Below are 20,827 nucleotides of genomic sequence, written 5' to 3' on the forward strand. Positions count from 1 at the left end.
AGATGTTATTAATTATGGCCATCAAGCAGGGCATCTGGAAACTGGCGGATAGCGCCGGCGAGCCACCACGCAAGCTGCGCGCCGCGGGGCTGGCCGACGAGGGGCTGCTGGAAGAGCAGATCATGCAGGACGTGGCGATCCTCAATCGAGACTGGCTGCTGATCGGCCGCCAGGTGCGCACCGCCTTCGACAAGCTGGTCGACCTGCTGGCCATCGACGCCAACGGCACGGTGATCATCATCGAGCTCAAGCGCGACAAGACCCCACGGGACGTGGTGGCCCAGGCCATCGACTACGCCTCCTGGGTGGTCACCCTGGCCGACTACCAGCTGATCGATATCTACCAGGCGTTCGCCGAGCGCTATGGCAGGCCTCACGCCACCCTTGGCGAGGCCTTCGAGGCCAAGTTCGGCATCCCGCTGGATAGCGTGACGCTCAACGAGAGTCATCAGCTGGTGTTGGTCGCCACCCGGCTCGACGCCAGCAGCGAGCGCATCATCACCTACCTCAACGACCACGCTCAGCTGTCGATCAACGCCATGTTCTTGGCCGCCTTCGAGGATGGCGGCAACCGCTACCTGAGCCGCGCCTGGATGATCGACCCGGACGAACCCAGCCAGCCCGTGGCCCGCAAGGCGAAGAAGGAGCCGTGGAACGGCGAGTTCTATGTCTCTTTCGGCCCTCACTATCCGTGGGCCGATCCCTGTGTGTCAACCTGAATCCATACACCGGCTCTGTGAGTTAAGCTCAATATCAGAGCCCGAGGTTCAGGAGCCCGTATCATGCCAAAACCGCCAACCGAGCTGCCCGATCATCAGGTCACGCCGAACCCCAAGCTGGAGAAGCGCACGCGTCGTCAGTTCTCGACCGAGTACAAGCTGCGCATCCTCGCGGAAGCGGATGCTTGCCAGCATGGTGAGCTCGGGCAGCTGTTACGCCGCGAAAAACTCTACAACAGCCAGCTGACGACATGGCGTAAGGAGCTTGCCGAGAGCGGCGTGGAGAAGCTCCACAAGACCGCCCCGGGGCCGACCCCGAGCAAGACGCCGGAGCAGAAGCGTATTGAGGCACTGGAGCGAGAGAATGCCCGTCTTCAGCAACGGCTTTCGACCGCCGAAGACTGCCTGTCGCTCCAAAAAAAAGCCTTATCGATGCTCGATCGCCTGAACAATGGGAGCGAACCATGATCACGGTGCTCGAAGAGCGCCCGGCGTACCTCCCAATGGCCATGGCCTGTCGAGCTCTGGGCATCAACCGCAGCACGGTGTACGCCTGGCGAAAGCGTCGCGATGAGCTTTCTACAGAGGCATCGACTTCACGCCGGCACTGCCCGCAGCCCCGAGCCCTGTCGGCCGAGGAGCGAGCGCAAATGCTGGAGATCTCGCATAGCGAGCCCTATCGGGATCAGCCGGTGTATGAGATCTACCACGACCTGCTGCAGCAAGGGATCTATCTCGGCTCGCTCAGCACGTGGTACCGGCAGCTGCGTGAGGCCAAGGAGAGCGGTGACCGCCGTCCTCAGCGTGCGCCCCAACACCATGCCGTGCCACGTATCACAGCAAGGGCCGCCAATGAGGCCTGGACATGGGACATCAGCAAATTGCCCACGCGGCGACGCGGCGTCTACCTCAATCTCTACGTGGTGCTGGACCTCTACAGCCGCTTCATCGTGGCCTGGATGGTCTCCCACAAGGAGAATGCCGCCTTGGCTCAGCAGCTCTTCCAGGAGGCGGTGGATCGCTACGGCATCCCGCATGGCGCGCTGACGCTCCACCAGGACCGAGGCTCGCCGATGATCGCACGCAGCTACCTGGACCTCATGGGGGAACTGGGGGTGACGTGCAGCCACAGCCGCCCGAGGGTGAGTAATGACAACCCGTTCAGCGAAAGCCAGTTCAAGACCAGCAAGTACCAGCCCGACTATCCCGGGCGCTTCGAGAGCATCGTCCATGCCCGGCAGTGGTACAACGCTTACGTTGACTGGTACAACCTGCAGCATCATCACAGTGGCCTGGCTGGCTTCACGCCGGAGCAGGTCTTCACTGGCCGATACCGCGAGATTGCAGAGATCCGCCAGCGAGCGCTCGATGACAGCTTCGAGGCGCATCCCGAGCGGTTCACGCGCGGGCGCCCCAAAGTGGCGATGCCGCCGGCCAGCGTCTCGATCAATCCAGTACAGCCCGATGACGACGACCCGGCACCCTATAGCGTGGTGAACTTCCCGACCCTACCGGCGGCAAGCGACACCGCGACGAAATCGACATTAATTTTTAACAAGCTGTCCGAATCAGGTTGACAGGTTCCGCGATGCCCGGCGCCTCGGCTTTATCTGCGGCGGCGGCGCGGCCTGGTACTCCAAGTGTAGTGGCATAGTGAATCTGGCCACCTGATTTTGAGTGTATGATCACTCCCATGGATAGTCAGGTGCAGATGATGACGAAGAAGAGAACATTCAGCCCAGAGTTTCGTTTGGAGGCGGCCCAGCTCGTGGTCGATCAGGGTTACACGCTCAAGGCAGCGTGTGAGGCCATGGGTGTTGGCAAATCCACCATGGAATATTGGGTGCGCAGGTTGCGGGCTGAGCGGAAAGGCAAGGTACCGCTGAAAGGTGAAGCTATGACGCCGGAACAGCGTGAAATTCAGGAGCTGAAACGCAAGCTGCGTCGGGTGGAGGAAGAGAAGGAAATATTAAAAAAGGCTACTGCTCTCTTGATGTCGGACTCCCTGAGCAATTCTCGATAATCGAGCGACTTGAAGAGAGCTATGCGGTGCAGCACCTGTGTCAGGTGTTTGGGGTGCATCGCAGTAGCTACCGGGCCTGGCGTGACCGGGATAAAAGGCCCTGCGAGGCTGAGCAGAAGCTGCTGGACCAAGTTGTCGAAGCACATGCCGTCAGTAACGGTTCTGCCGGCGCTCGCAGCATTGCCAAAATGGTCACGCAAGCGGGTACGCCGCTGAGTCGTTACCGGGCCAGCAGGCGGATGAAGCAGCTGGGGCTGGTGAGCACGCAGCCGCCAAGCCATGCCTACAAGAAGGCTGATCAGCCGCATTTGGATATCCCGAACCTTCTCGATCGCAAGTTCGATGTCAAGGAGCCAAATCAGGTATGGAGCGGCGACATCACCTACATCTGGACAGGGGCTCGCTGGGCTTATCTTGCTGTGGTCATCGACTTGTATGCGCGTAAACCTGTAGGCTGGGCACTGTCGTTGTCTCCGAATACGGAACTGGTGAAGAAAGCGCTAACCATGGCCTATGAGTCGCGTGGAGAGCCATCGGGGCTCCTATTTCACTCAGACCAGGGCTGTCAGTATACCAGCCTGGCATTCCGACAGATGCTCTGGCGGTACCAGATGACCCAGAGTCTAAGTCGCCGCGGAAATTGCTGGGACAACGCCCCGACAGAGCGTTTTTTCAGGAGCTTCAAGTCGGAGTGGATGCCAGAGATTGGCTACTCTGATGTTGCCATGGCGAAGAAGTCGATCACTGACTATATGCTCGGTTACTACAGTAGCCTAAGGCCGCACAGGCATAACGATGGACTGCCGCCGAATGTGGCAGAAAAGAACTACTGGAATGCTCAAAAATCAGTGGCCAAAAACACTTGACCACTACAAAGACCCTGGCCATGCTCTCCGAAGGCGACCGGGTATGGGTCTATATCCCCAAGACCGGCTATGTGGGCGTGGGCGAAGTGACCGGCGAGCGCTGCCGTGCCGACGAATACCGTTTCGACACCCCGGATGGGCCCATGACGCTTCCCGAGATGACGCTGATCGAAGGCTACCCGCAGATCGATCCGACCAAGGATGACGACGATGCCGAGTACCTGGTGCCGGTGCGCTGGCTGCACACGGTCAGCCGAGAGGAAGCCTTCAGCGAGGTGGGCCTGTTCGGCAACCAGAACACCGTCTGCAAGCCGACCACGCCCAAGTGGTCGCATACCGTGGAGCGCCTAAAGCAGGCGTGGCGCCTCGGCGACGAGAGCACATAAGAACCCCCGCGTAAGCTCGTGAGAGCCAAGAGGCGGGGGCCGTGTTGACATATATGGACGGCGTTCAGCGCATTAGGCTCAAGCCTGCATCCGGAACACATTGGCCGGCATCGCCGGCCGGTCATCCAGCCGGATCCGGGTCAACACATAGACCAGGGGGCGCTCTGGGCTGCCATTGATGCGGAACACCTCGCCGTCGAGGGCAGCACCCCGGTCCAGCATGCGGTGAAGCATGTCCAGGTGTCCCCGTGGAACATAACCGAGCTTTCGTCCGGCGCTCTCCATCCTGATAGCGTGTGCATCAACCTGGTTTTCAGGCTCCGGCACGAACTGCACGGGATCGCCCTGATTCAGCTCTGAGGCGTCGAGTTCGGCTTCATGGCGGAACCCGGCCACCTCCACTAGCACCTCGAAGGCTTCAGGCGGATCATCGAAGGGATGAACCAGCTCGAAGCCATCGTTGGGCAGCTTGGCACCGCTGTAGCCCAGCAGGGCGAAGTCGCTGATCTCGGCATCGGCAGGGATGGCACGCAGCTCCAGATAGCGGCTGAAATCCCCTCGGCTCCGCGGCGGCAGACGCCGCTTGAAGGCCTCCATCACCTGGTGGCTATGCTCCGCCTGCTTCAGCGGGAAGGCCGGATGGCCCTCGAAGCCCATTTGCTTCGCCTCTACTATCTCGGGGCCGTGGTCATATTGAAGCACCACCTGACCGCCCTTCATCACCAGCTGGCCCACGCGATAGCGAGAGCGCTTCTTGCTCTCGCGAGCCTGCCAGTAAAGCAGCAGCCGCTGTGGTTCCACCAGATGTTCGATAAAGCGGGTCATGTCAGTTCTCCAGCGCCTCTAGCAGTCGCGGCCCCTGCCAGCCCGGAATCAAAAAACCCCTCAGCAACATCACCGCAAAGCGGATCCGCCGATCGGGGCCGTGTTGGTAGTTGTCGGGTCCCGGATGATCAAATCGCCTATAGGAGTTATCCTTTGCTAGCCGCCAGGGGGCTTCTTCAGCAATTCATCCGGGAACAGGTTCATGGACATCAAGCTGCATAAACAAGCGACGACGACACCGAAGATCCGTGCCGAGATCCAGGCAGCCCCCTCCAGCATCACGGACAGCGAGCTGGCCCGGCAGTATGGCGTCGCTACTGCGACCATCCAGCGATGGCGTTACCGCGACGATGTCTATGACCGATCGCATACCCGTCACAACCTCCTGGCCACGCTCACAGCTGAGCAGGAGGAGGTGCTGATCACGGCTCGTGAGTTCCTGCGCCTCGGCCTGGATGATCTCCTCGTCGTGGCGCGTGAGTTCCTGAACCCCGGCTTGTCGCGCTCCGCCCTGCATCGCATGCTCAAACGGCGTGAGGTGCCGACGCTGGCGGAACTGGCGCGGCAGGATGCCGGTGGCGACGAGAAACCCCGGCACAAGCCCTTCAAGGACTACGAACCGGGCTACGTGCATATCGACATCAAGCACCTGCCCCAGATGCCCGACGAGGAGAAGAAACGCTACCTGTACGTTGCCATCGACCGTGCGACACGCTGGGTCTACCTGGAGGTGCGACGCAGCCAGTCCGCGAAGGATGCTCGGGCGTTTATGAAGGAAGTGGAGAAGAAGGCACCTTTCAAGATCCAGACGGTGCTGACCGACAACGGCAAGTCGTTCACGGACCGCTTCACGCGGGCAGGTGAGCGCAAGCCCAGCGGGCACCATCCCTTCGATCAGGAGTGCCAGGCCCATGGTATCGACCATCGCCTGATCAAGCCGGGAAGGCCACAGACGAACGGCATGGTGGAGCGGTTCAACGGCCGCATCAGCGACGTGCTGGCCACCCGGCGGTATACCTCAGGCGAGGACCTGGAGCAGACGCTCAAACGCTACGCTTGGCTGTACAATCACCACATCCCGCAGAAGGCGCTGCATCATCAAGCACCGATCACGGCGATGAAGGAGTGGCAGGCCAAGCGACCAGAGTTATTTACCAAGCGGGTAATCAATCACACGGGACCCGACAGGTAGTTACTATAACACCCCTTCGCAACCTGCCCACCTCCCACAAAAAACCCCCGCGGGGTGCGGGGGTGAAGGACGCGGTCCGGCCGGACATGCCGAGGGGATGGGGAAACACTGGCCGGCCGCGCCGGGGAACACCATAGAGAAGGCTTGATGCCCTGGGCTTACCAGTCGCTCTGCTCCTGGTCGTCGGACATCTCCCATTCGCCCTGGTCATCGGGCTGAGCGGCGCCCTCGCCGCTGGGCATCGGCTCGGTGCCGCTGCCGAAGCCGGGCTCTTCCGCCGGGGTGCCCGGCTCGGCCGGGGCGCCCGGGTCCGCCATGGGGTCGGCGGCAGGGTCGGCCGGCTGGGCCGCGGGGTCAGCCGGCTGGGTGGTCATGGGGTCGGCGGGATCATGCTCGTCGGCCGCCGGGGCGTGCATGTCGCCGAAGGCCAGGGGGCTGGCCAGCAGGCCGAGAGATACGCCCAGAATACCGGCTCTCTTCAGGAGTTGCTTCGTCATCATGCTTCGCTCTTCATCCATAGGGTGATCGAGTCGTGATATCGAAGTGGGTCAGTCTCAGGACTGCGCCATCTCCTGAACGCGCTGCATCAGCTCGGGGTCCTGCTGGACGGCCATGCCGATGGCGTTGAAGGTATCCACGTCGAGACCGCCGTCTTCAACCGCTTCGACCATCTTGTCGTTGGCCTCCATCTGCACCTCCTGCTGGGCGGCCTCATCCTCGGCGGCCTGCAGGCGCTCGGTGTACTCCTCGGAGATCACCACAATCTCCTGGGAGACCTCGGCAAACTGCTGCAGCTGCTCATCGGAGAAGTCCATCGCCGGGGCGGCGGCCTGGGGCTGCTCGGGAGCGGCGGCCGGGTCCTGCTGGGCGTGAGCGGTGGCAGACATCAGGCCGGCGCTGAGCAGGGCGGCAGAGAACAGGGCGGTCATCCGTTTCATTGATTCCTCCAAGTGCCCCCCGCCAGGGGGAGCGTTTTATGCATGTGCCCCCTGTGACGATAGCCCCTGGCTCGCGTTCAGAATTTTCCGGTAAGGGTTGGTAACAGAATGATTCATGGCGTCATGCCACCCGCAGCCGCTTGCCGAAGAGCAGCCCGCCCCACGCCTGGCGGTTGACCACCAGGTTCCAGGCGATGGAGCCCACCAGGCCCACCGCGGCCAGCGCCAGCGCATAGAGCGGCAGCGGCAGGCGCTGGCCGGGGTCGAGGAGGTCGACCAGATTGAAGAACATCGGATGCGCCAGGTAGATGCCGAAGGAGAACTCGTTGAGGCGCCTGACCAGCAGCGGCGCCGGCCGGCCGCGCAGGCGTCCCATGAGCCAGAGGGTGAAGAGCACGAAGAGGGGAACCACCCACACCTCCTTGGAGGAGTACTCCAGCCAGCCGGGCAGGGAGAGCAGCACCACCAGGCCGACCATGGCCATCAGCCAGGACGGCCGTGCCAGGGCGTCGAGCCAGGCGGGGCGCTCGCCGGGCCGGGCGTGATAGTGCTTCACCAGCACCAGCGCCAGGAAGAAGAGGTAGAGCCATCCCAGCGGAGCGATCCAGTGCAGGTAACCGGGCGGCAGGCTGCTGCGCCACTGCCAGAAGCCCCACCAGCCCATGCTGATCAGGCTGCCGATCACAAGCCACAGGGTAGCGGGCAGCCAGCGCTCCAGGTGCAGGCGGCCATAGAGCCAGTAGAAGGCGTAGAACTGGGCGGCGATGATCAGGAAGTAGCCGTGCCAGCCGGCGTAGACCAGGTATTCGCGCAGGGTCTCCCAGAGGCCGGCCTCCACGCCGACAGCGCGCAGGCGCAGGCGCAGGAACTCCGCCACGGAGTAGGCCAGGCCGTAGACCAGGTAGGGCACCATCACGTACTTGACCCGGCTGCCGAGAAAGCCACGGGGAATACGGTTCCCGTAGCGCATCGAGAACAGGAAGATCGAGATGAAGATGAAGATCGGGGTGCCGAGCACCGTGGGAATGCGGGCGAGGTCGGTGGCCAGGGTATCGAGGCGCTGGTTGAGATGGTCGAGGAGATGGAAACTGAACACGGCCAGGCAGCCATAGGCGCGCAGCCAGTAGATTTCCTCGATTCGCTGCATGTCGCGGCTCCCTGGGTCCTCGTGTGGGTTGAACGCCTCCTGTACGCCTGTTGTCGGACCGCGACAGGCAGCATGAATTCCCTTCATGGGAAAACGGCATCCATCCACCCACGGGAGGCCACATCATGAGAGCCGCCAGAGGCGTTGCCCTGTGTATCCTGATGCTCCTGCTGCTGGCCGGCCAGGCGCTGGCCAGCCAGGTGTCCCACCACCGCTTCCACTCGGAGCTGCTGGGGCGCGACTACCCCTACACCCTCTACCTGCCCGAGGGATACCACGACTCCGGGCTCGAATACCCGGTGCTCTACCTGCTGCACGGCTCCTTCGGCAGCGACCGCGACTGGGTCACCCGAGGCGCCCTCAAGGAGATCGCCGACCGCATGATCCGCCAGGGGCGCATTCCGCCGGCGCTGATCGTGATGCCGGGCAGCCAGAGCTGGTGGGTCGATGGCCACAACGAACCGGCCCGCAGCGCCTTCCTCGAGGAGCTGCTGCCCCACGTGGAGGAGGTCTGGCGGGTGGTGCCCGAGCGCGAGTGGCGCGGTATTGCCGGGCTCTCCGCCGGCGGCTACGGCACCGTCAATTTCATTCTCGAGCGGCCCGAGCTGTTCGCCGCCGCCGCGGCCCTGAGCCCGGCCAGCTACTACCCCCTGCCCCCGGCCAACTCCAGCGCCCGGGAGCACGCCGCCTTCCTGACCCCGGAGGGGCGCTTCGATGCGGACCTCTGGCAGCGGCTCAACTATCCCGCCCATCTCGACAGCTACCTGACACAGGACTACGTGGTGCCGCTCTACCTGAGCGCCGGCAACCGCGACGTCTTCGATGCGGTGGGCCACGCCCGCCGGCTGCAGGCCGCCCTGGAAGAGAACCAGCCGGGCCAGGTGCCGCTGGAGGTGCTCTCCGGCGGCCACACCTGGCGAGTGTGGCGGGCCAGCCTGGGGCCGGCGCTGGCCTTCATGTTTCGCTACCTGCAGCCGCCGCTCTCCCCAGAGGAGTAAGGCGGCTCAGGTGTGCGCCGGCACTCTCGCCTCATCGTCCAGCCGCTGGGCCGTGCGATCCACCAGGCGCAGCCAGACCAGCAGCCCGGCCCCCAGGGCCACGAAGCCGCCGGCCAGCCAGAGGCCCACGGCGTAGTGGCCGCTGGCCTCGGCCAGCATGCCGGTAAGGGCCGGGGCGACGATCTGGGCGACCCCGTAGGCGAGCGTCATGCGCCCCATCATCCTGGCGGGGCTCTGGGGATAGAGCCGGCCGGCCATGGTCAGCACCAGGCTCACGCAGCCCAGGAAGGTGCCGCCATAGAGCACGGCGCTGAGCAGCACCCCGGCCAGGCTCGAGGTCATGGCCGGCAGCAGGATGCCCACCACCTGCAGCGCCATGGCGGCGATCAGGGCGCCCAGATAGCCGAGGCGGCGCGCCACCAGGTCCCACAGCATCACGGTGGGCGCCGCTGCCAGCCCCACCAGGGCGAAGGTCCAATTGCCGGCACCGGCCAGCAGCGGCTCGCGCTCGATGATGGCGACGATAAAGGTGGCGCTGACCACATAGCCGTAGCCGGCACAGAAGTAGGCGGCCAGCATCAGGCGCATGAAGGTTCGGCTGGGCGGCTCCGCCTGGCGCTGCCCGCCGCCTCCGCCCGCCAGGGGCTTCTCGGGGCGCGGCAGCCAGCGCCAGGCAGGCACCAGCAGCACCACACCCAGCAGGGCGAAGCCCCACCACTGGGCCTGCCAGTCCAGCGCGAAGCGCATCATCAGCTCCACGGCCAGGGCGGCCAGCAGCATGCCGAGCCCCACCCCGGCGAAGTGGATGCCCAGCTCGCCGCGGTGGCGGTTCTGGATCAGCCAGTGGAGGATCAGCCCCGAGGCCAGCAGCATGGCGCCGCTGCTGGAGAAGCCGGCCACCAGGCGCATGGCCGCCCAGAGCCAGAAGCTGTCGGCAAGCGCCATGCCCGCGGTGGAGAGCACCGCCAGGAGCAGGGTCAGGCGGTAGAGGGTGTCCTTGAGGCGAAGGCTGCTGATGGAGGCCGCGGTAAGCGCTCCCAGCATGTAGCCGGCATAGTTGAGGGCGGCCAGCCAGCCGCCCTGGGCGTCACTGAGCCAGGCCTGCTGCTGCATCACCGGCAGCAGCGGCGTGTAGGCGAAGCGGGCGATACCGATGCAGAGCAGCTGGCTGAATACCCCGGCCAGCAGCACCCGGTAGCGCGGGGAGAAAAACCCAGGGGAAGGCGCCCCGAGCGATGATGATGTAGGCGTGGCCATGCCTGGCGCTCCTGATGTCCGCGTTGTCGTTGTGTCGCTGTGTCGTTTGGACGCTAAGGGTTCTACCTTAACTCGACTTGCCAGACATCACCCCCCCGACGAAAGCCAAGGAGAGGCCCCGGCGTGACGTCGCCGAACACCGACATGTTGCTGCCACTTTGTCGGCATAACTTGCTACTCTCGTGCTCTGATCACCCCAACAGGAGAGTTGCCCCCATGTGGGACGAACGCTACAGCACGGATGACTACGTCTACGGCACCGAGCCCAACGACTTCCTGCGCGAGCAGGCCGAACTCATCGGCGAGGCGCCCAAGCGCGTGCTCTGCCTGGCCGATGGCGAAGGCCGCAACGGGGTCTACCTGGCGGGGCTCGGCCACTGGGTCACCTCGGTGGACGCCTCCTCGGTGGGCCTGCGCAAGGCCGCCCAGCTGGCCGAGGAGAAGGGCGTGGCGCTGACCACCCTCAACGCCGACCTCACCGCCCACGAGTTCGAGCCGGAGTCCTATGACGCCGTGGTCTCGATCTTCTGCCACCTGCCGGCGGAGGGGCGCCCCCACCTGCACCGCCAGGTGATCCGCGCCCTCAAGCCCGGCGGCGTGCTGATTCTCGAGGCCTATACGCCGGCGCAGGCGAGCCGCAACACCGGCGGCCCCGGCACCCCAGACCGCACCCTCACCGCCGCCGAGCTCGAGGCGGACTTCGCCGAGCTGGAGATCCAGCTCAGCCGGGAGTGCGAGCGCGAGGTGCTGGAGGGCCGCGGCCATACCGGCCCGGGCTGCGTGGTGCAGTTCATCGCCCGCAAGCCCTGACGAGGAGCCGCCATGTCATCCCTGACCTCTCGCCTCGCGGCCCTGGCCTCCCCCGCCATCGGCCTGGGCTGCATGAACCTCTCCCACGGCTACGGTCAGCGCGTGCCGGAGGCCGAGGCGCTGCGCGCCCTGGAGGCCGCCTTCGAGATGGGCTACCGCCACTTCGATACCGCCACCCTCTACGGCGCCACCGCCAACGAGCGGCTGGTGGGCAAGGCCCTCTCGGCCAAGCGCGGCGAGCTGCTGCTGGCCAGCAAGTGCGGCATGGCCATGGACCCCGAGCAGGGCAGGAAGGTGATCGACGGCCGCCCGGCTACCCTGCGCCGCCAGTGCGAGGAGAGCCTGGCGCGCCTGCAGACCGACCATATCGACCTCTACTACCTGCACCGCTGGGACCGTCAGGTGCCCATCGAGGAGAGCGTGGGCGAGCTCGGGCGGCTGGTGGAAGAGGGCAAGATCGGCGCCGTCGGCCTCTCCGAAGTCTCGGCTCAGACGCTGAGACGCGCCCGGGCCGAGCACCCCATCGCCGCGGTACAGTCGGAGTATTCGCTCTGGACCCGCAACCCCGAGATCGCGGTGCTCGAGGCGTGCCGCGAGGCGGAGACGCTCTTCGTGGCCTTCAGCCCCCTGGGGCGGGGTTTCCTGACCGGGGCCGTCAGGCAGCGCGAGCGCCTGGCGGAGGGCGACATGCGCCGCGGCATGCCGCGCTTCAGCGACGAGCACCTGCCTCGTAACCTGGCGCTGCTGGCCGAGTTCGAGGCCGTGGCCCGGGAGCTCGAGGTCAGCAGCGGCCAGCTGGCCCTGGGCTGGCTAAGGGCCAAGGGGGAGGACATCCTGCCGATCCCCGGCACCTGCTCCGTGGCCCATATGCGCGAGAACCTGGCCGCCGAGGGGCTGCGCCTGGAAGCCACCACGGTGGCGCGGCTCGACGCCCTCCTGGCCCCGGAGCGCATCGCCGGCGCCCGCTACGGCGAGGCGCAGCAGGCCGAGGTGGACACCGAGGAGTTCGAGCAGGCCTGAGGCACGCCCTGGCAGCACGAAGAACCCCGCGCCGGCTCACGCTGGCGCGGGGTTCTCGCTGTCAGAGGCGAGTCGCCGGGGCGAGGGCCTCAGTCCAGGGCGCGGTCGTCGGCCTCGCTGGGGAAGTCCAGGTCCTCCAGCCGGCCGGTGACCGCGGTGGCGATATTGGCCAGGTGAGAGGCGACCCGCTTGTAGTGGCGGGCCAGCAGGGAGTAGGCCACCGCCTCGTGGAACTCGATGGCCTGCTCCTCGCGCAGCAGCGCCTCGATCAGCCCGTCACAGCGCCCGCGGATCTCGCGTGCGGCGCTGATCACGCGGTGGGCCCTGGCCTCGTCGGAGTCGCGGGTGGCAGCGATCAACTCCTTGAACAGGCCGTTCAGGCGCTCGGCTGCCTCGTCCAGGGGCTGCTGGTAGCGCTCCACGTGAAAGCCTTCGCTGTAGAAGACGCCGACCTCGAAGACGTTCTTGCAGTAGTCGCCGATGCGCTCGGCGTCCTTGGCCACGCTCATCAGCGCCAGGCAGATCGCCACGTCATGGCCCGGGTTGACGGTCAGGTGACGCAGCACCTTGCGGCGGATGGAGCGCTCCAGCTCGTTGACGGCGCCATCGCGCTGATAGAGCGGCTGACGCACCTCCTCGGCGGGCACGGTGCTGTAGAGCACCTCGTTGGCGCGGGCGAACATCCAGGCGCCGTGCTCCAGCATCCGGGTCAGGTCGGCGTAGGCCTCGTCGATGCTGTTTTCCGAGGTGAGCGCGCTATAGAGCTGTTTGAACATGGGGAACCTCCCGGTTGGCCGCGCTCAGCGCAGGCGCATGAACAGTTCGGTGATGGTGATGCCGACCAGCGGCACCACCAGGAATACGCCGATCAGGAACAGGAAGGCGTAACGTATCTGCTTGCCGGCCAGCCGCCCGTACCAGGTGGCTATGCGCAGCGGAATGACCCGCAGCGGCCACCAGACGAGGGTGCCGGTCAGGTTGAAGATGACATGGAACAGCGCCACCGTCATCGCCGCGGCGACGGGATTGGCGGTGGCCGCCAGCACGCTGGTCACGGTGGTGCCCAGGTTGGCGCCCATCATGAAGGGTAGCACTCGCCGCAGGCGCACCACCCCGGCACCGGCCAGGGGCACCATCAGGCTACTGGTAATGGAGCTCGACTGCACCAGCACGGTGGAGACCACCCCCACCCCATAGGCCCGGGCGTCGGTGCGGAAGAAGTAGGTGCGAAACAGGCCGTCCATATGGCGCAGCAGGGCGCCGCGCAGGTTCTGGACCATGAACACCAGGGCGGTGAACATCAGCGCGAGGCCGATGCCGGCCGTCAGCAGACCGGCCGATGCCGGGCTCGGCATCAGGGCGGCGCCGATCCAGTTGGCGCTGTCCACGATGGGCGCGGTGATCACCTTGATCGGGCTGTTGGGGCGCGCGACCTCCTCCAGGCCGATCAGCTCGGCGAGCCAGCCGGCCAGGCGCGAGAAGATGCCGCGCCCCGCCTCGTGGAACATGCCGGTGAACCACTCCAGGGGAAAGACGATCAGCACGGTTAGGATATTGAAGAAGTCGTGCATCATGGCCGCAGTGAAGGAGCGCCGGAAGTTGCGCTTGATGCGCACGTTGGCCAGGGCCACGATCACCCCGGTCACTGCGGTGCCGATATTGGCCCCCATGATGGCGAAGACCGCAGTGCCCAGGGTCATCTCGCCGCTGGCCACCAGGGTGACGATCAGCGCCGAGGTGAAGGAGGAGCTCTGCACCACCATGGTGACCAGCACGCCGGCCATCAGGGCAATGAAGGGGTTCTCGCCATAGGCGAAGGCCCGGGTCAGCATATCGCTGGCCCCGCCAAAGGTACCCAGGCCCGAGCCCAGCACGTTGAGGGCGGCCAGGAACAGGTACAGGCACAGGCCAGCGTAGATGCCTCGCAGCCAGGCGGGCACCTCTTGAGTGGCCTGACGGGCGAGTGCAGGACGATCGGTTGAAGGTCCGAGATTCGACATGAGCGGTCTGCCGTGTTTGGTGAACGATCCCTTCGTGACGCTTTGGTGACAAATCCATGTCAGTGCGCGCAACGTAGCGCCACTATATGACACTTTGATGACGACTGGGCCACCTTGGGCCCAATACCACCGCCCGGGCAGACCCCAACTGAGGAGAGCAGCAATGGATGAGACCCTGGATGTCATTATCGCGGGGGGCGGCATGGTCGGTGCCGCCGTGGCGGCGGCGCTGGGCCAGGCCGGCCTCTCGGTGGCCCTGGTGGAGGGCGGCGACCCGCCCGCGGCGGTGGCCGACGACGCCCCCTTCGACCTGCGCGTCTCGTCGCTGAACCTCGCTTCCCGGCAGCTGCTGGAGGCCGTGGGTGCCTGGGATTTCATTCCCGCGGCTCGCCGCTGCCCCTTTCTCCATATCGAGGCCAGCGACGAGGAGGAGCGGCACCATATCCACTTCAGCGCCGCTGAACTGGGTGTGGACAACTTCGGCCACTTCGTCGAGAACCGGGTGATTCGCCGCGCCCTGTGGCAGCGGCTGGCCGAGCTGCCCACGGTCACGACGCTCTGCCGGACGGGCCCGGTGGCCTGGGTGCCAGGGGGCCACCGGAGCCTGCTGGAGCTCGACAGCGGCCGGATGCTGGCCGCCCGCCTGGTGGTGGGCGCCGACGGCGCGGGCTCGCGGATTCGCGAGCTGGCCGGCATCGAGACCCGGGACCAGGACTACCACCAGCGCGCGCTGATCGTGAACGTGGAGACACGCCTGCCCCAGCAGGACGTCAGCTGGCAGCGCTTCACCCCCGCCGGCCCCCAGGCGATGCTGCCGCTGCCCGGCCACCATGCCTCCCTGGTATGGTACGGCAGCCCCGAGGCCACCCTCGCCCGGGAGGCCCTGGATGACGACGCCCTGCGCCAGGCCATCGAGGCGGCATTTCCCAGCCGCCTGGGCGGCATCGAGGGCATCACCGGCCGCGGCAGCTTCCCCATCCGCCGCCGCCACGCCGAGCGCTATGTGCGCCAGCGCCTGGCCCTGGTGGGCGACGCCGCCCACGTCATCCACCCCCTGGCCGGCCAGGGCCTCAACCTGGGGCTGCAGGATGCCGAGGCGCTGAGCCGCCGGGTGATCGCCGCCTTCCAGGCCGAGGACGATCCGGGCGGCCGCCAGCCGCTGGCCGGCTATGCCCGCGAGCGCCGCCCCCAGACCCTGGCGATGATCGCCGCCATGGAGACCTTCCACCATGTCTTCACCGGCGCCGCCCCGCTGCGTCATGCCGGCGGTGCCGGGCTCTCCGTGGCCGAGCGGCTGGCCGGCGCCAAGCGCCAGGTGATGCGCCACGCCCTGGGGCTGTAGGGCGACAGACCTGAGCCCTCCACGGTGCTAGTCTGTGGTCATTGCCGCTCCTGGAGATAACCATGCCGCTGCCCGCCTCGATCCGCCGCTGCGCCGCCGTCTGCCTGGCCGGCCTGCTGCTGCCGCTGCCCGCCCTGGCCCAGGGCCCTGATGCCGAATGGCAGGCCGTTGATTCGGCCCTGGCCGACGGTGCCCGTCATGCCGGCTACTGGCAGGCGGGCTGGACGACGATCTATGCCGGTAGCCTAGCGCTCAACGCCTGGCAGGCCAGCGAGTCGAGCAGCCGCGACGACCGCTACGACGCCCGCGTCGGCGTGGTGAAATCGGCCCTCGCCCTGGGCGGCATGTTCCTCGACCGCCAGCCCCACTCGGCCGCCTACCGCGAGCTTATGGCCGGCGAACCGGACGATATAGAAGGCGCTCGAGCGCTGCTCGAGGCCGTGGCCGCGGAGGAGCAGCGCAGCCGCAGCTGGGAGGCACGGCTCGGCTCACTGGCCATCAACACGGCGGCAGGGCTACTGATCGCCGTGGGCGACGGCCGCGAACGCGACGGCGCCATCAACTTCGCCACCGGCATGCTGATCAACGAGTTGCAGCTGCAGACTCAGCCACGCCAGGCCACCGCCGCCATCAACCGCTTCCAGCCGGTCAGCGCCTCCGTAGGCGACCTGCACCTCGAAGGTGAGTACGCCCTGCTGGTGGGGCCAAGCCAGCTGGGCATCGCGCTGCGCTACTGACCCGTAGCGCAGAGGCCTCAACGTCAAATCTTGCTTGCCTGCACCGGCGATGAAGCTTCATGGCTCGGTTGGCACCGCTTCTGTATTTCTTGCGTTAGTGAATGCCGCCAGACTCTTTACGGGCACTCTTTGCCGGGCAGTACCTCTGGCCCCAGAGTGATTTTTCAGTCACGTTGAGAATCAGCCACGGATCACAGGGGCTTTTGGTTACGCCCCGCGCCTGCGGGGAGCAGCTCGCTTACGCCAGTTCGATGAAGCCCATGTCGTCTTCGACTTTCTAAGCTGCGTGTGCGGCAGTTCAAAAGCATGCGAACCACTACGACTGCGCTCTCGTACCTTCGACCCCAAGCCTGCTCGCTTCTATCCGCACGACCCGTGCGGGCCGCGACGCCGGAAGTCATTTCACACATGCAGAAGCGCTCGTTTCTATCCGCGCGCCCCGGGCGGGGCGCGACGCGACGGCGCCGTTACCGTCATGCTCACCTCGGTGTTTCTATCCGCGCGCCCCGGGCGGGGCGCGACCATCAGCAAGGTTTCTAAATTCTTGTTGGTAGGTCTGTTTCTATCCGCGCGCCCCGGGCGGGGCGCGACCTTACATGGATGGCGTTGCTTTTGATGGTGTTCAGTTTCTATCCGCGCGCCCCGGGCGGGGCGCGACCCCGACCGCATTGCGGTGATCCTCGGCGACAGGCTGGTTTCTATCCGCGCGCCCCGGGCGGGGCGCGACCCGCGTCTACCGCACAGACGGCACTCGCCATTGGCTAGTTTCTATCCGCGCGCCCCGGGCGGGGCGCGACCTCGCTGTCGGTGGCGAGGCCGTCAAACGCCTGGCGGTTTCTATCCGCGCGCCCCGGGCGGGGCGCGACCCGTTCTTCCGCTCGACCTCGATGTAAGCCTCGCTGTTTCTATCCGCGCGCCCCGGGCGGGGCGCGACCACCGTCGAAGTCACCATCCAGGTGCCCGGCGAAGGTTTCTATCCGCGCGCCCCGGGCGGGGCGCGACGCTACACGGCTGCCCATCTACCTGATGCGTGACGGCAGTTTCTATCCGCGCGCCCCGGGCGGGGCGCGACACGGCGCGGCGGCATGCGCACGCGGGCCTCTACGTGTTTCTATCCGCGCGCCCCGGGCGGGGCGCGACCCCGACCGCATTGCGGTGATCCTCGGCGACAGGCTGGTTTCTATCCGCGCGCCCCGGGCGGGGCGCGACATCCTGCTGATCGACAGCATCGACGTGGTGGTGGTCGTTTCTATCCGCGCGCCCCGGGCGGGGCGCGACGGCCTGAATGGCCCTGTATGGATAGCCATAAACGTTTCTATCCGCGCGCCCCGGGCGGGGCGCGACCCGCGGGACAAGCCACGCCTCACGATCTGGTGGGTGTTTCTATCCGCGCGCCCCGGGCGGGGCGCGACCCTGGTGCGCCGACTACACCGAAGACCTCTCCGGCGTTTCTATCCGCGCGCCCCGGGCGGGGCGCGACCACTTGGGCTGCTCGCCTTCGGGCAAATCCTTGAAGTTTCTATCCGCGCGCCCCGGGCGGGGCGCGACCCGTATGCCGGCACCGGCCCGCACCGCCCGGCTGGTTTCTATCCGCGCGCCCCGGGCGGGGCGCGACGCCGATCTACTACATGGACTGCAACGGCGCCGCGTTTGTTTCTATCCGCGCGCCCCGGGCGGGGCGCGACGACCGACCACGACAACCAGCACCTGGTGATATGGTTTCTATCCGCGCGCCCCGGGCGGGGCGCGACGCCAAGCGCTTCTTCGGTACCGCCCTTGAGTTCAAGTTTCTATCCGCGCGCCCCGGGCGGGGCGCGACAGCGCTGGGCGGCGATCAGCAGGCAGTGCGGATCGTTTCTATCCGCGCGCCCCGGGCGGGGCGCGACGTGTTCTACAACTTGGCGATGATGCCCGGCTGGCAGTTTCTATCCGCGCGCCCCGGGCGGGGCGCGACGATAAAAAAGATGAGCACTTAATTAACGGCACTTGGTTTCTATCCGCGCGCCCCGGGCGGGGCGCGACTTGGCGGCGATAGGGTGTCCGGCCTTCACTATTGGGGTTTCTATCCGCGCGCCCCGGGCGGGGCGCGACTTGGCGTAGATCTCGCCCTTGTTCTTCTGGCGAGTGTTTCTATCCGCGCGCCCCGGGCGGGGCGCGACCTTGGCGTAGCGGCTGGTGGCGCGGTAGTCGTTGCGTTTCTATCCGCGCGCCCCGGGCGGGGCGCGACCAGAGCACGGGCTGCCGGATGCGCCCGGGCATGCGTTTCTATCCGCGCGCCCCGGGCGGGGCGCGACCCACCCCATACTCCATTGCTCTGGGGCCCTATGCGTTTCTATCCGCGCGCCCCGGGCGGGGCGCGACATGGCGGCGCGGCCCATCAGGCGCGGGATGCGGTCGTTTCTATCCGCGCGCCCCGGGCGGGGCGCGACCGGTGTGGGGCGGCGCCGGGAGCGGCATCCAGTGTGTTTCTATCCGCGCGCCCCGGGCGGGGCGCGACCCGGCAACCTTCCTGCCGGCACCGTGCTGGCGCTGTTTCTATCCGCGCGCCCCGGGCGGGGCGCGACGCTGGGTTTCCAGCGGGGTGAGCATCTGCAGCGGGTTTCTATCCGCGCGCCCCGGGCGGGGCGCGACCAGCGGCATCGTGTCGGCGATGTGGCCGCAGTGGTTTCTATCCGCGCGCCCCGGGCGGGGCGCGACCGGCGAGCAGCTCAAGGCCGCCCAGCCCGCACCGGTTTCTATCCGCGCGCCCCGGGCGGGGCGCGACATCGCCGCCATCGGCATCAGCCTGAACCCCGCCAAGTTTCTATCCGCGCGCCCCGGGCGGGGCGCGACGCGACTGGCCGTAGGCAAGCAGTGGCGAGACAAGTTTCTATCCGCGCGCCCCGGGCGGGGCGCGACGTCTTGAAGGTCTTGCTGGCGGTGAAGGTCATGGCGGTGTTTCTATCCGCGCGCCCCGGGCGGGGCGCGACTCGCCGAGAGCGGCAACGCCACCGGGCACAACATGTTTCTATCCGCGCGCCCCGGGCGGGGCGCGACTGGGAGAGGTGGAGGTGGAGCCACTGGAAGAGGAGTTTCTATCCGCGCGCCCCGGGCGGGGCGCGACGACTGCGGGACCACGCTCCTGCACGCAACGCCAGAGTTTCTATCCGCGCGCCCCGGGCGGGGCGCGACTCTCCGAAAAGCTCCGCCACCATTGCCTGTTTTTGGGTTTCTATCCGCGCGCCCCGGGCGGGGCGCGACGCTATGAACGACGTGATCCGCGCCAGCAACGTCCTGTTTCTATCCGCGCGCCCCGGGCGGGGCGCGACCTGACCGCAGCGATCAACGAGGTGGACTACGTGCCGTTTCTATCCGCGCGCCCCGGGCGGGGCGCGACCAGTCTCGTCGGAGTGACATGGCGACCTCCATGAGTTTCTATCCGCGCGCCCCGGGCGGGGCGCGACGCCTCGGCGCGTGCTATGGCCTTGAGGCGGGCGAGGTTTCTATCCGCGCGCCCCGGGCGGGGCGCGACCCCATCCTGCGCCTGATGCACAACCGCAAGGAGCCGTTTCTATCCGCGCGCCCCGGGCGGGGCGCGACGTTCACTACGTGGCCCGGGGCGAGATGCCCGAGGAGTTTCTATCCGCGCGCCCCGGGCGGGGCGCGACCCGGTGCTGGAGGCGTACACGCCGAGGGGGCAGGTTTCTATCCGCGCGCCCCGGGCGGGGCGCGACCACCTCGTTGATCGCTGCGGTCAGCGAGCTGAGGGTGTTTCTATCCGCGCGCCCCGGGCGGGGCGCGACTATCCTCAGCGGAGTGGCTGAGCCGCTCGGTCTCGCTGTTTCTATCCGCGCGCCCCGGGCGGGGCGCGACACCATCCACCGCGCCCAGCGGTGGTATTTGTACGTCGTTTCTATCCGCGCGCCCCGGGCGGGGCGCGACCTCGCATTCAGGGCACTGCATACCAATGTGCTCGTGGTTTCTATCCGCGCGCCCCGGGCGGGGCGCGACGGCGAGGTGGTGGTGGGATTGGTCGATCTTCATGCTGGTTTCTATCCGCGCGCCCCGGGCGGGGCGCGACTGTTCCTTTATAACGCATTGAAATGCCGATCAAAATAGGCAGCATCTTGCGAAACTGCCAAAGTAACGCAGGAGAAGCACCCTTCAATCGGTCGATAAATCTAAAAATCTCTCAAAATCATGTTCTTAAAGAGCTGCGAACCCACCGGGAAAGCGCCGGACGCTAGGGGTTCGCAAGACTAGGGAAATCAGAAAACGAGCGGCCCGTTCATATCCAAGGCAGGCTTGGCGCCGATATGCTCGATTCGATTCTTCCAGTTCCTGCCCAGGAAATAGAAGCGCAGGCTATCGACTTCATCGTCGATCAGGTCGATCAACCGCTGTCGCAGACGCACCCATTGGTCGGGGTCGACCTCGATCTCGAATACCGAGAACTGCACTCGTTGCCCAACATCACGGCAGGCCTTCGCGACGCGACGCAGCCGACCCTCACCACCTTCGGATGAGGTGCTGACATCGTAGCTGACCAAAACCATCATCGCTGTATGCGACGTCAACTACTTTGGCC

The 20,827-nt window shown here is 66.5% G+C and carries 19 protein-coding genes and 1 CRISPR repeat array; of the genes, 11 read left to right on the forward strand and 8 right to left on the reverse strand.

Annotated features, from left to right (window positions below; all coding sequences use genetic code 11):
- The first annotated feature begins 14 nt into the window (after positions 1–14).
- From NHL60_RS17890 to NHL60_RS17910, 5 genes are all read left to right on the forward strand, one after another.
- Positions 15–719 carry an endonuclease NucS domain-containing protein gene (locus tag NHL60_RS17890; protein WP_253446607.1) on the forward strand — a complete coding sequence of 235 codons (705 nt, stop codon included), beginning with the start codon at positions 15–17 and terminating at the stop codon, positions 717–719.
- A 63-nt stretch (positions 720–782) separates the two neighbouring features.
- A complete protein-coding gene (locus tag NHL60_RS17895; protein WP_253446613.1) occupies positions 783–1,187 on the forward strand; it encodes a transposase in 405 nt (134 codons plus the stop codon).
- Entirely contained in the window at positions 1,184–2,296 is a 1,113-nt protein-coding gene (locus NHL60_RS17900) for an IS3 family transposase (RefSeq protein WP_253446616.1), read from the forward strand. The genes NHL60_RS17895 and NHL60_RS17900 overlap by 4 nt, the downstream gene beginning before the upstream one ends.
- A gap of 137 nt (positions 2,297–2,433) precedes the next feature.
- A protein-coding gene (locus NHL60_RS17905) for an IS3 family transposase (protein WP_253446617.1) occupies positions 2,434–3,608 on the forward strand; the annotation gives its coding sequence in 2 pieces (ribosomal slippage) (positions 2,434–2,689 and positions 2,689–3,608; 1,176 coding nt in all).
- A complete protein-coding gene (locus NHL60_RS17910) occupies positions 3,605–3,994 on the forward strand; it encodes a hypothetical protein (RefSeq protein WP_253446618.1) in 390 nt (129 codons plus the stop codon). Before NHL60_RS17905 ends, NHL60_RS17910 begins: the two co-directional genes overlap by 4 nt.
- Positions 3,995–4,072: 78 nt before the next feature.
- Here the strand turns inward: NHL60_RS17910 and NHL60_RS17915 are convergent, their stop codons facing one another.
- Positions 4,073–4,819, reverse strand: coding sequence for an HIRAN domain-containing protein (locus NHL60_RS17915; protein ID WP_253446620.1), 747 nt, complete (start codon positions 4,817–4,819; stop codon positions 4,073–4,075).
- Positions 4,820–5,021: 202 nt separating this feature from the next.
- Between NHL60_RS17915 and NHL60_RS17920 the strand changes: the two genes are divergently transcribed.
- Positions 5,022–6,011, forward strand: coding sequence for an IS481 family transposase (locus tag NHL60_RS17920; protein ID WP_253446624.1), 990 nt, complete (start codon positions 5,022–5,024; stop codon positions 6,009–6,011).
- Positions 6,012–6,169: 158 nt separating this feature from the next.
- Here NHL60_RS17920 and NHL60_RS17925 read toward each other — a convergent pair whose 3' ends face one another.
- The 3 genes from NHL60_RS17925 to NHL60_RS17935 all read right to left on the reverse strand — a co-directional run bounded on the left by NHL60_RS17925 (position 6,170) and on the right by NHL60_RS17935 (position 8,096).
- On the reverse strand, positions 6,170–6,508 hold the full coding sequence (locus NHL60_RS17925) for a hypothetical protein (protein WP_253452325.1): 339 nt from the start codon (positions 6,506–6,508) through the stop codon (positions 6,170–6,172).
- Between the two features lie 57 nt (positions 6,509–6,565).
- Complete coding sequence (locus tag NHL60_RS17930; protein WP_253446628.1) at positions 6,566–6,949, reverse strand: DUF4168 domain-containing protein; 384 nt, start codon at positions 6,947–6,949, stop codon at positions 6,566–6,568.
- A gap of 121 nt (positions 6,950–7,070) precedes the next feature.
- Positions 7,071–8,096: an acyltransferase family protein gene (locus NHL60_RS17935; RefSeq protein WP_253446630.1), complete on the reverse strand. Its 1,026-nt coding sequence runs from the start codon at positions 8,094–8,096 to the stop codon at positions 7,071–7,073.
- A 125-nt stretch (positions 8,097–8,221) separates the two neighbouring features.
- Here NHL60_RS17935 and NHL60_RS17940 point away from each other — a divergent pair, with 125 nt between their 5' ends.
- Positions 8,222–9,094, forward strand: a complete 873-nt coding sequence (locus NHL60_RS17940; protein WP_253446631.1) for an esterase family protein — start codon at positions 8,222–8,224, stop codon at positions 9,092–9,094.
- Between the two features lie 6 nt (positions 9,095–9,100).
- Here NHL60_RS17940 and NHL60_RS17945 read toward each other — a convergent pair whose 3' ends face one another.
- On the reverse strand, positions 9,101–10,351 hold the full coding sequence (locus NHL60_RS17945) for a YbfB/YjiJ family MFS transporter (RefSeq protein ID WP_253446634.1): 1,251 nt from the start codon (positions 10,349–10,351) through the stop codon (positions 9,101–9,103).
- A 216-nt stretch (positions 10,352–10,567) separates the two neighbouring features.
- Here NHL60_RS17945 and NHL60_RS17950 point away from each other — a divergent pair, with 216 nt between their 5' ends.
- Together NHL60_RS17950 and NHL60_RS17955 are read left to right on the forward strand one after the other, a co-directional pair.
- Positions 10,568–11,161 carry a cyclopropane-fatty-acyl-phospholipid synthase family protein gene (locus NHL60_RS17950; protein WP_253446636.1) on the forward strand — a complete coding sequence of 198 codons (594 nt, stop codon included), beginning with the start codon at positions 10,568–10,570 and terminating at the stop codon, positions 11,159–11,161.
- Positions 11,162–11,173: 12 nt separating this feature from the next.
- The gene (locus tag NHL60_RS17955) at positions 11,174–12,181 is read left to right on the forward strand and encodes an aldo/keto reductase (RefSeq protein ID WP_253446639.1); all 1,008 of its coding nucleotides are present in this window, start codon (positions 11,174–11,176) and stop codon (positions 12,179–12,181) included.
- A gap of 89 nt (positions 12,182–12,270) precedes the next feature.
- On the opposite strand, the gene NHL60_RS17960 is transcribed toward NHL60_RS17955, so the two are convergent.
- Entirely contained in the window at positions 12,271–12,957 is a 687-nt protein-coding gene (locus tag NHL60_RS17960) for a PhoU domain-containing protein (RefSeq protein WP_253446642.1), read from the reverse strand.
- Positions 12,958–12,981: 24 nt separating this feature from the next.
- On the reverse strand, positions 12,982–14,121 hold the full coding sequence (locus tag NHL60_RS17965) for a Na/Pi symporter (protein ID WP_253446645.1): 1,140 nt from the start codon (positions 14,119–14,121) through the stop codon (positions 12,982–12,984).
- 223 nt (positions 14,122–14,344) lie between these two features.
- Here NHL60_RS17965 and NHL60_RS17970 point away from each other — a divergent pair, with 223 nt between their 5' ends.
- Positions 14,345–15,523: a UbiH/UbiF/VisC/COQ6 family ubiquinone biosynthesis hydroxylase gene (locus NHL60_RS17970; protein WP_253446647.1), complete on the forward strand. Its 1,179-nt coding sequence runs from the start codon at positions 14,345–14,347 to the stop codon at positions 15,521–15,523.
- A gap of 62 nt (positions 15,524–15,585) precedes the next feature.
- Complete coding sequence (locus NHL60_RS17975; protein ID WP_253446650.1) at positions 15,586–16,260, forward strand: hypothetical protein; 675 nt, start codon at positions 15,586–15,588, stop codon at positions 16,258–16,260.
- A 356-nt stretch (positions 16,261–16,616) separates the two neighbouring features.
- A CRISPR array of direct repeats spans positions 16,617–20,320; the repeat unit is 33 nt; unit sequence GTTTCTATCCGCGCGCCCCGGGCGGGGCGCGAC.
- Positions 20,321–20,507: 187 nt separating this feature from the next.
- Here NHL60_RS17975 and cas2 read toward each other — a convergent pair.
- The gene (gene cas2 / locus NHL60_RS17980) at positions 20,508–20,798 is read right to left on the reverse strand and encodes a CRISPR-associated endonuclease Cas2 (RefSeq protein ID WP_253452289.1); all 291 of its coding nucleotides are present in this window, start codon (positions 20,796–20,798) and stop codon (positions 20,508–20,510) included.
- Positions 20,799–20,827 lie beyond the last annotated feature (29 nt).

Origin of the sequence: Halomonas sp. Y3 (genome assembly GCF_024137965.1) — a bacterium.
GTDB lineage: Bacteria > Pseudomonadota > Gammaproteobacteria > Pseudomonadales > Halomonadaceae > Halomonas > Halomonas mongoliensis.

Excerpts from the sequence above, each read along its gene's own strand:
- NHL60_RS17890 (WP_253446607.1), top strand. The coding sequence starts at position 15 with ATGGCCATCAAGCAGGGCATCTGGAAACTGGCGGATAGCGCCGGCGAG.
- NHL60_RS17895 (WP_253446613.1), top strand. The coding sequence starts at position 783 with ATGCCAAAACCGCCAACCGAGCTGCCCGATCATCAGGTCACGCCGAAC.
- NHL60_RS17900 (WP_253446616.1), top strand. The coding sequence starts at position 1,184 with ATGATCACGGTGCTCGAAGAGCGCCCGGCGTACCTCCCAATGGCCATG.
- NHL60_RS17915 (WP_253446620.1), bottom strand. The coding sequence starts at position 4,819 with ATGACCCGCTTTATCGAACATCTGGTGGAACCACAGCGGCTGCTGCTT.
- NHL60_RS17920 (WP_253446624.1), top strand. The coding sequence starts at position 5,022 with ATGGACATCAAGCTGCATAAACAAGCGACGACGACACCGAAGATCCGT.
- NHL60_RS17925 (WP_253452325.1), bottom strand. The coding sequence starts at position 6,508 with ATGACGAAGCAACTCCTGAAGAGAGCCGGTATTCTGGGCGTATCTCTC.
- NHL60_RS17930 (WP_253446628.1), bottom strand. The coding sequence starts at position 6,949 with ATGAAACGGATGACCGCCCTGTTCTCTGCCGCCCTGCTCAGCGCCGGC.
- NHL60_RS17935 (WP_253446630.1), bottom strand. The coding sequence starts at position 8,096 with ATGCAGCGAATCGAGGAAATCTACTGGCTGCGCGCCTATGGCTGCCTG.
- NHL60_RS17940 (WP_253446631.1), top strand. The coding sequence starts at position 8,222 with ATGAGAGCCGCCAGAGGCGTTGCCCTGTGTATCCTGATGCTCCTGCTG.
- NHL60_RS17945 (WP_253446634.1), bottom strand. The coding sequence starts at position 10,351 with ATGGCCACGCCTACATCATCATCGCTCGGGGCGCCTTCCCCTGGGTTT.
- NHL60_RS17950 (WP_253446636.1), top strand. The coding sequence starts at position 10,568 with ATGTGGGACGAACGCTACAGCACGGATGACTACGTCTACGGCACCGAG.
- NHL60_RS17955 (WP_253446639.1), top strand. The coding sequence starts at position 11,174 with ATGTCATCCCTGACCTCTCGCCTCGCGGCCCTGGCCTCCCCCGCCATC.
- NHL60_RS17960 (WP_253446642.1), bottom strand. The coding sequence starts at position 12,957 with ATGTTCAAACAGCTCTATAGCGCGCTCACCTCGGAAAACAGCATCGAC.
- NHL60_RS17970 (WP_253446647.1), top strand. The coding sequence starts at position 14,345 with ATGGATGAGACCCTGGATGTCATTATCGCGGGGGGCGGCATGGTCGGT.
- NHL60_RS17975 (WP_253446650.1), top strand. The coding sequence starts at position 15,586 with ATGCCGCTGCCCGCCTCGATCCGCCGCTGCGCCGCCGTCTGCCTGGCC.
- cas2 (WP_253452289.1), bottom strand. The coding sequence starts at position 20,798 with ATGATGGTTTTGGTCAGCTACGATGTCAGCACCTCATCCGAAGGTGGT.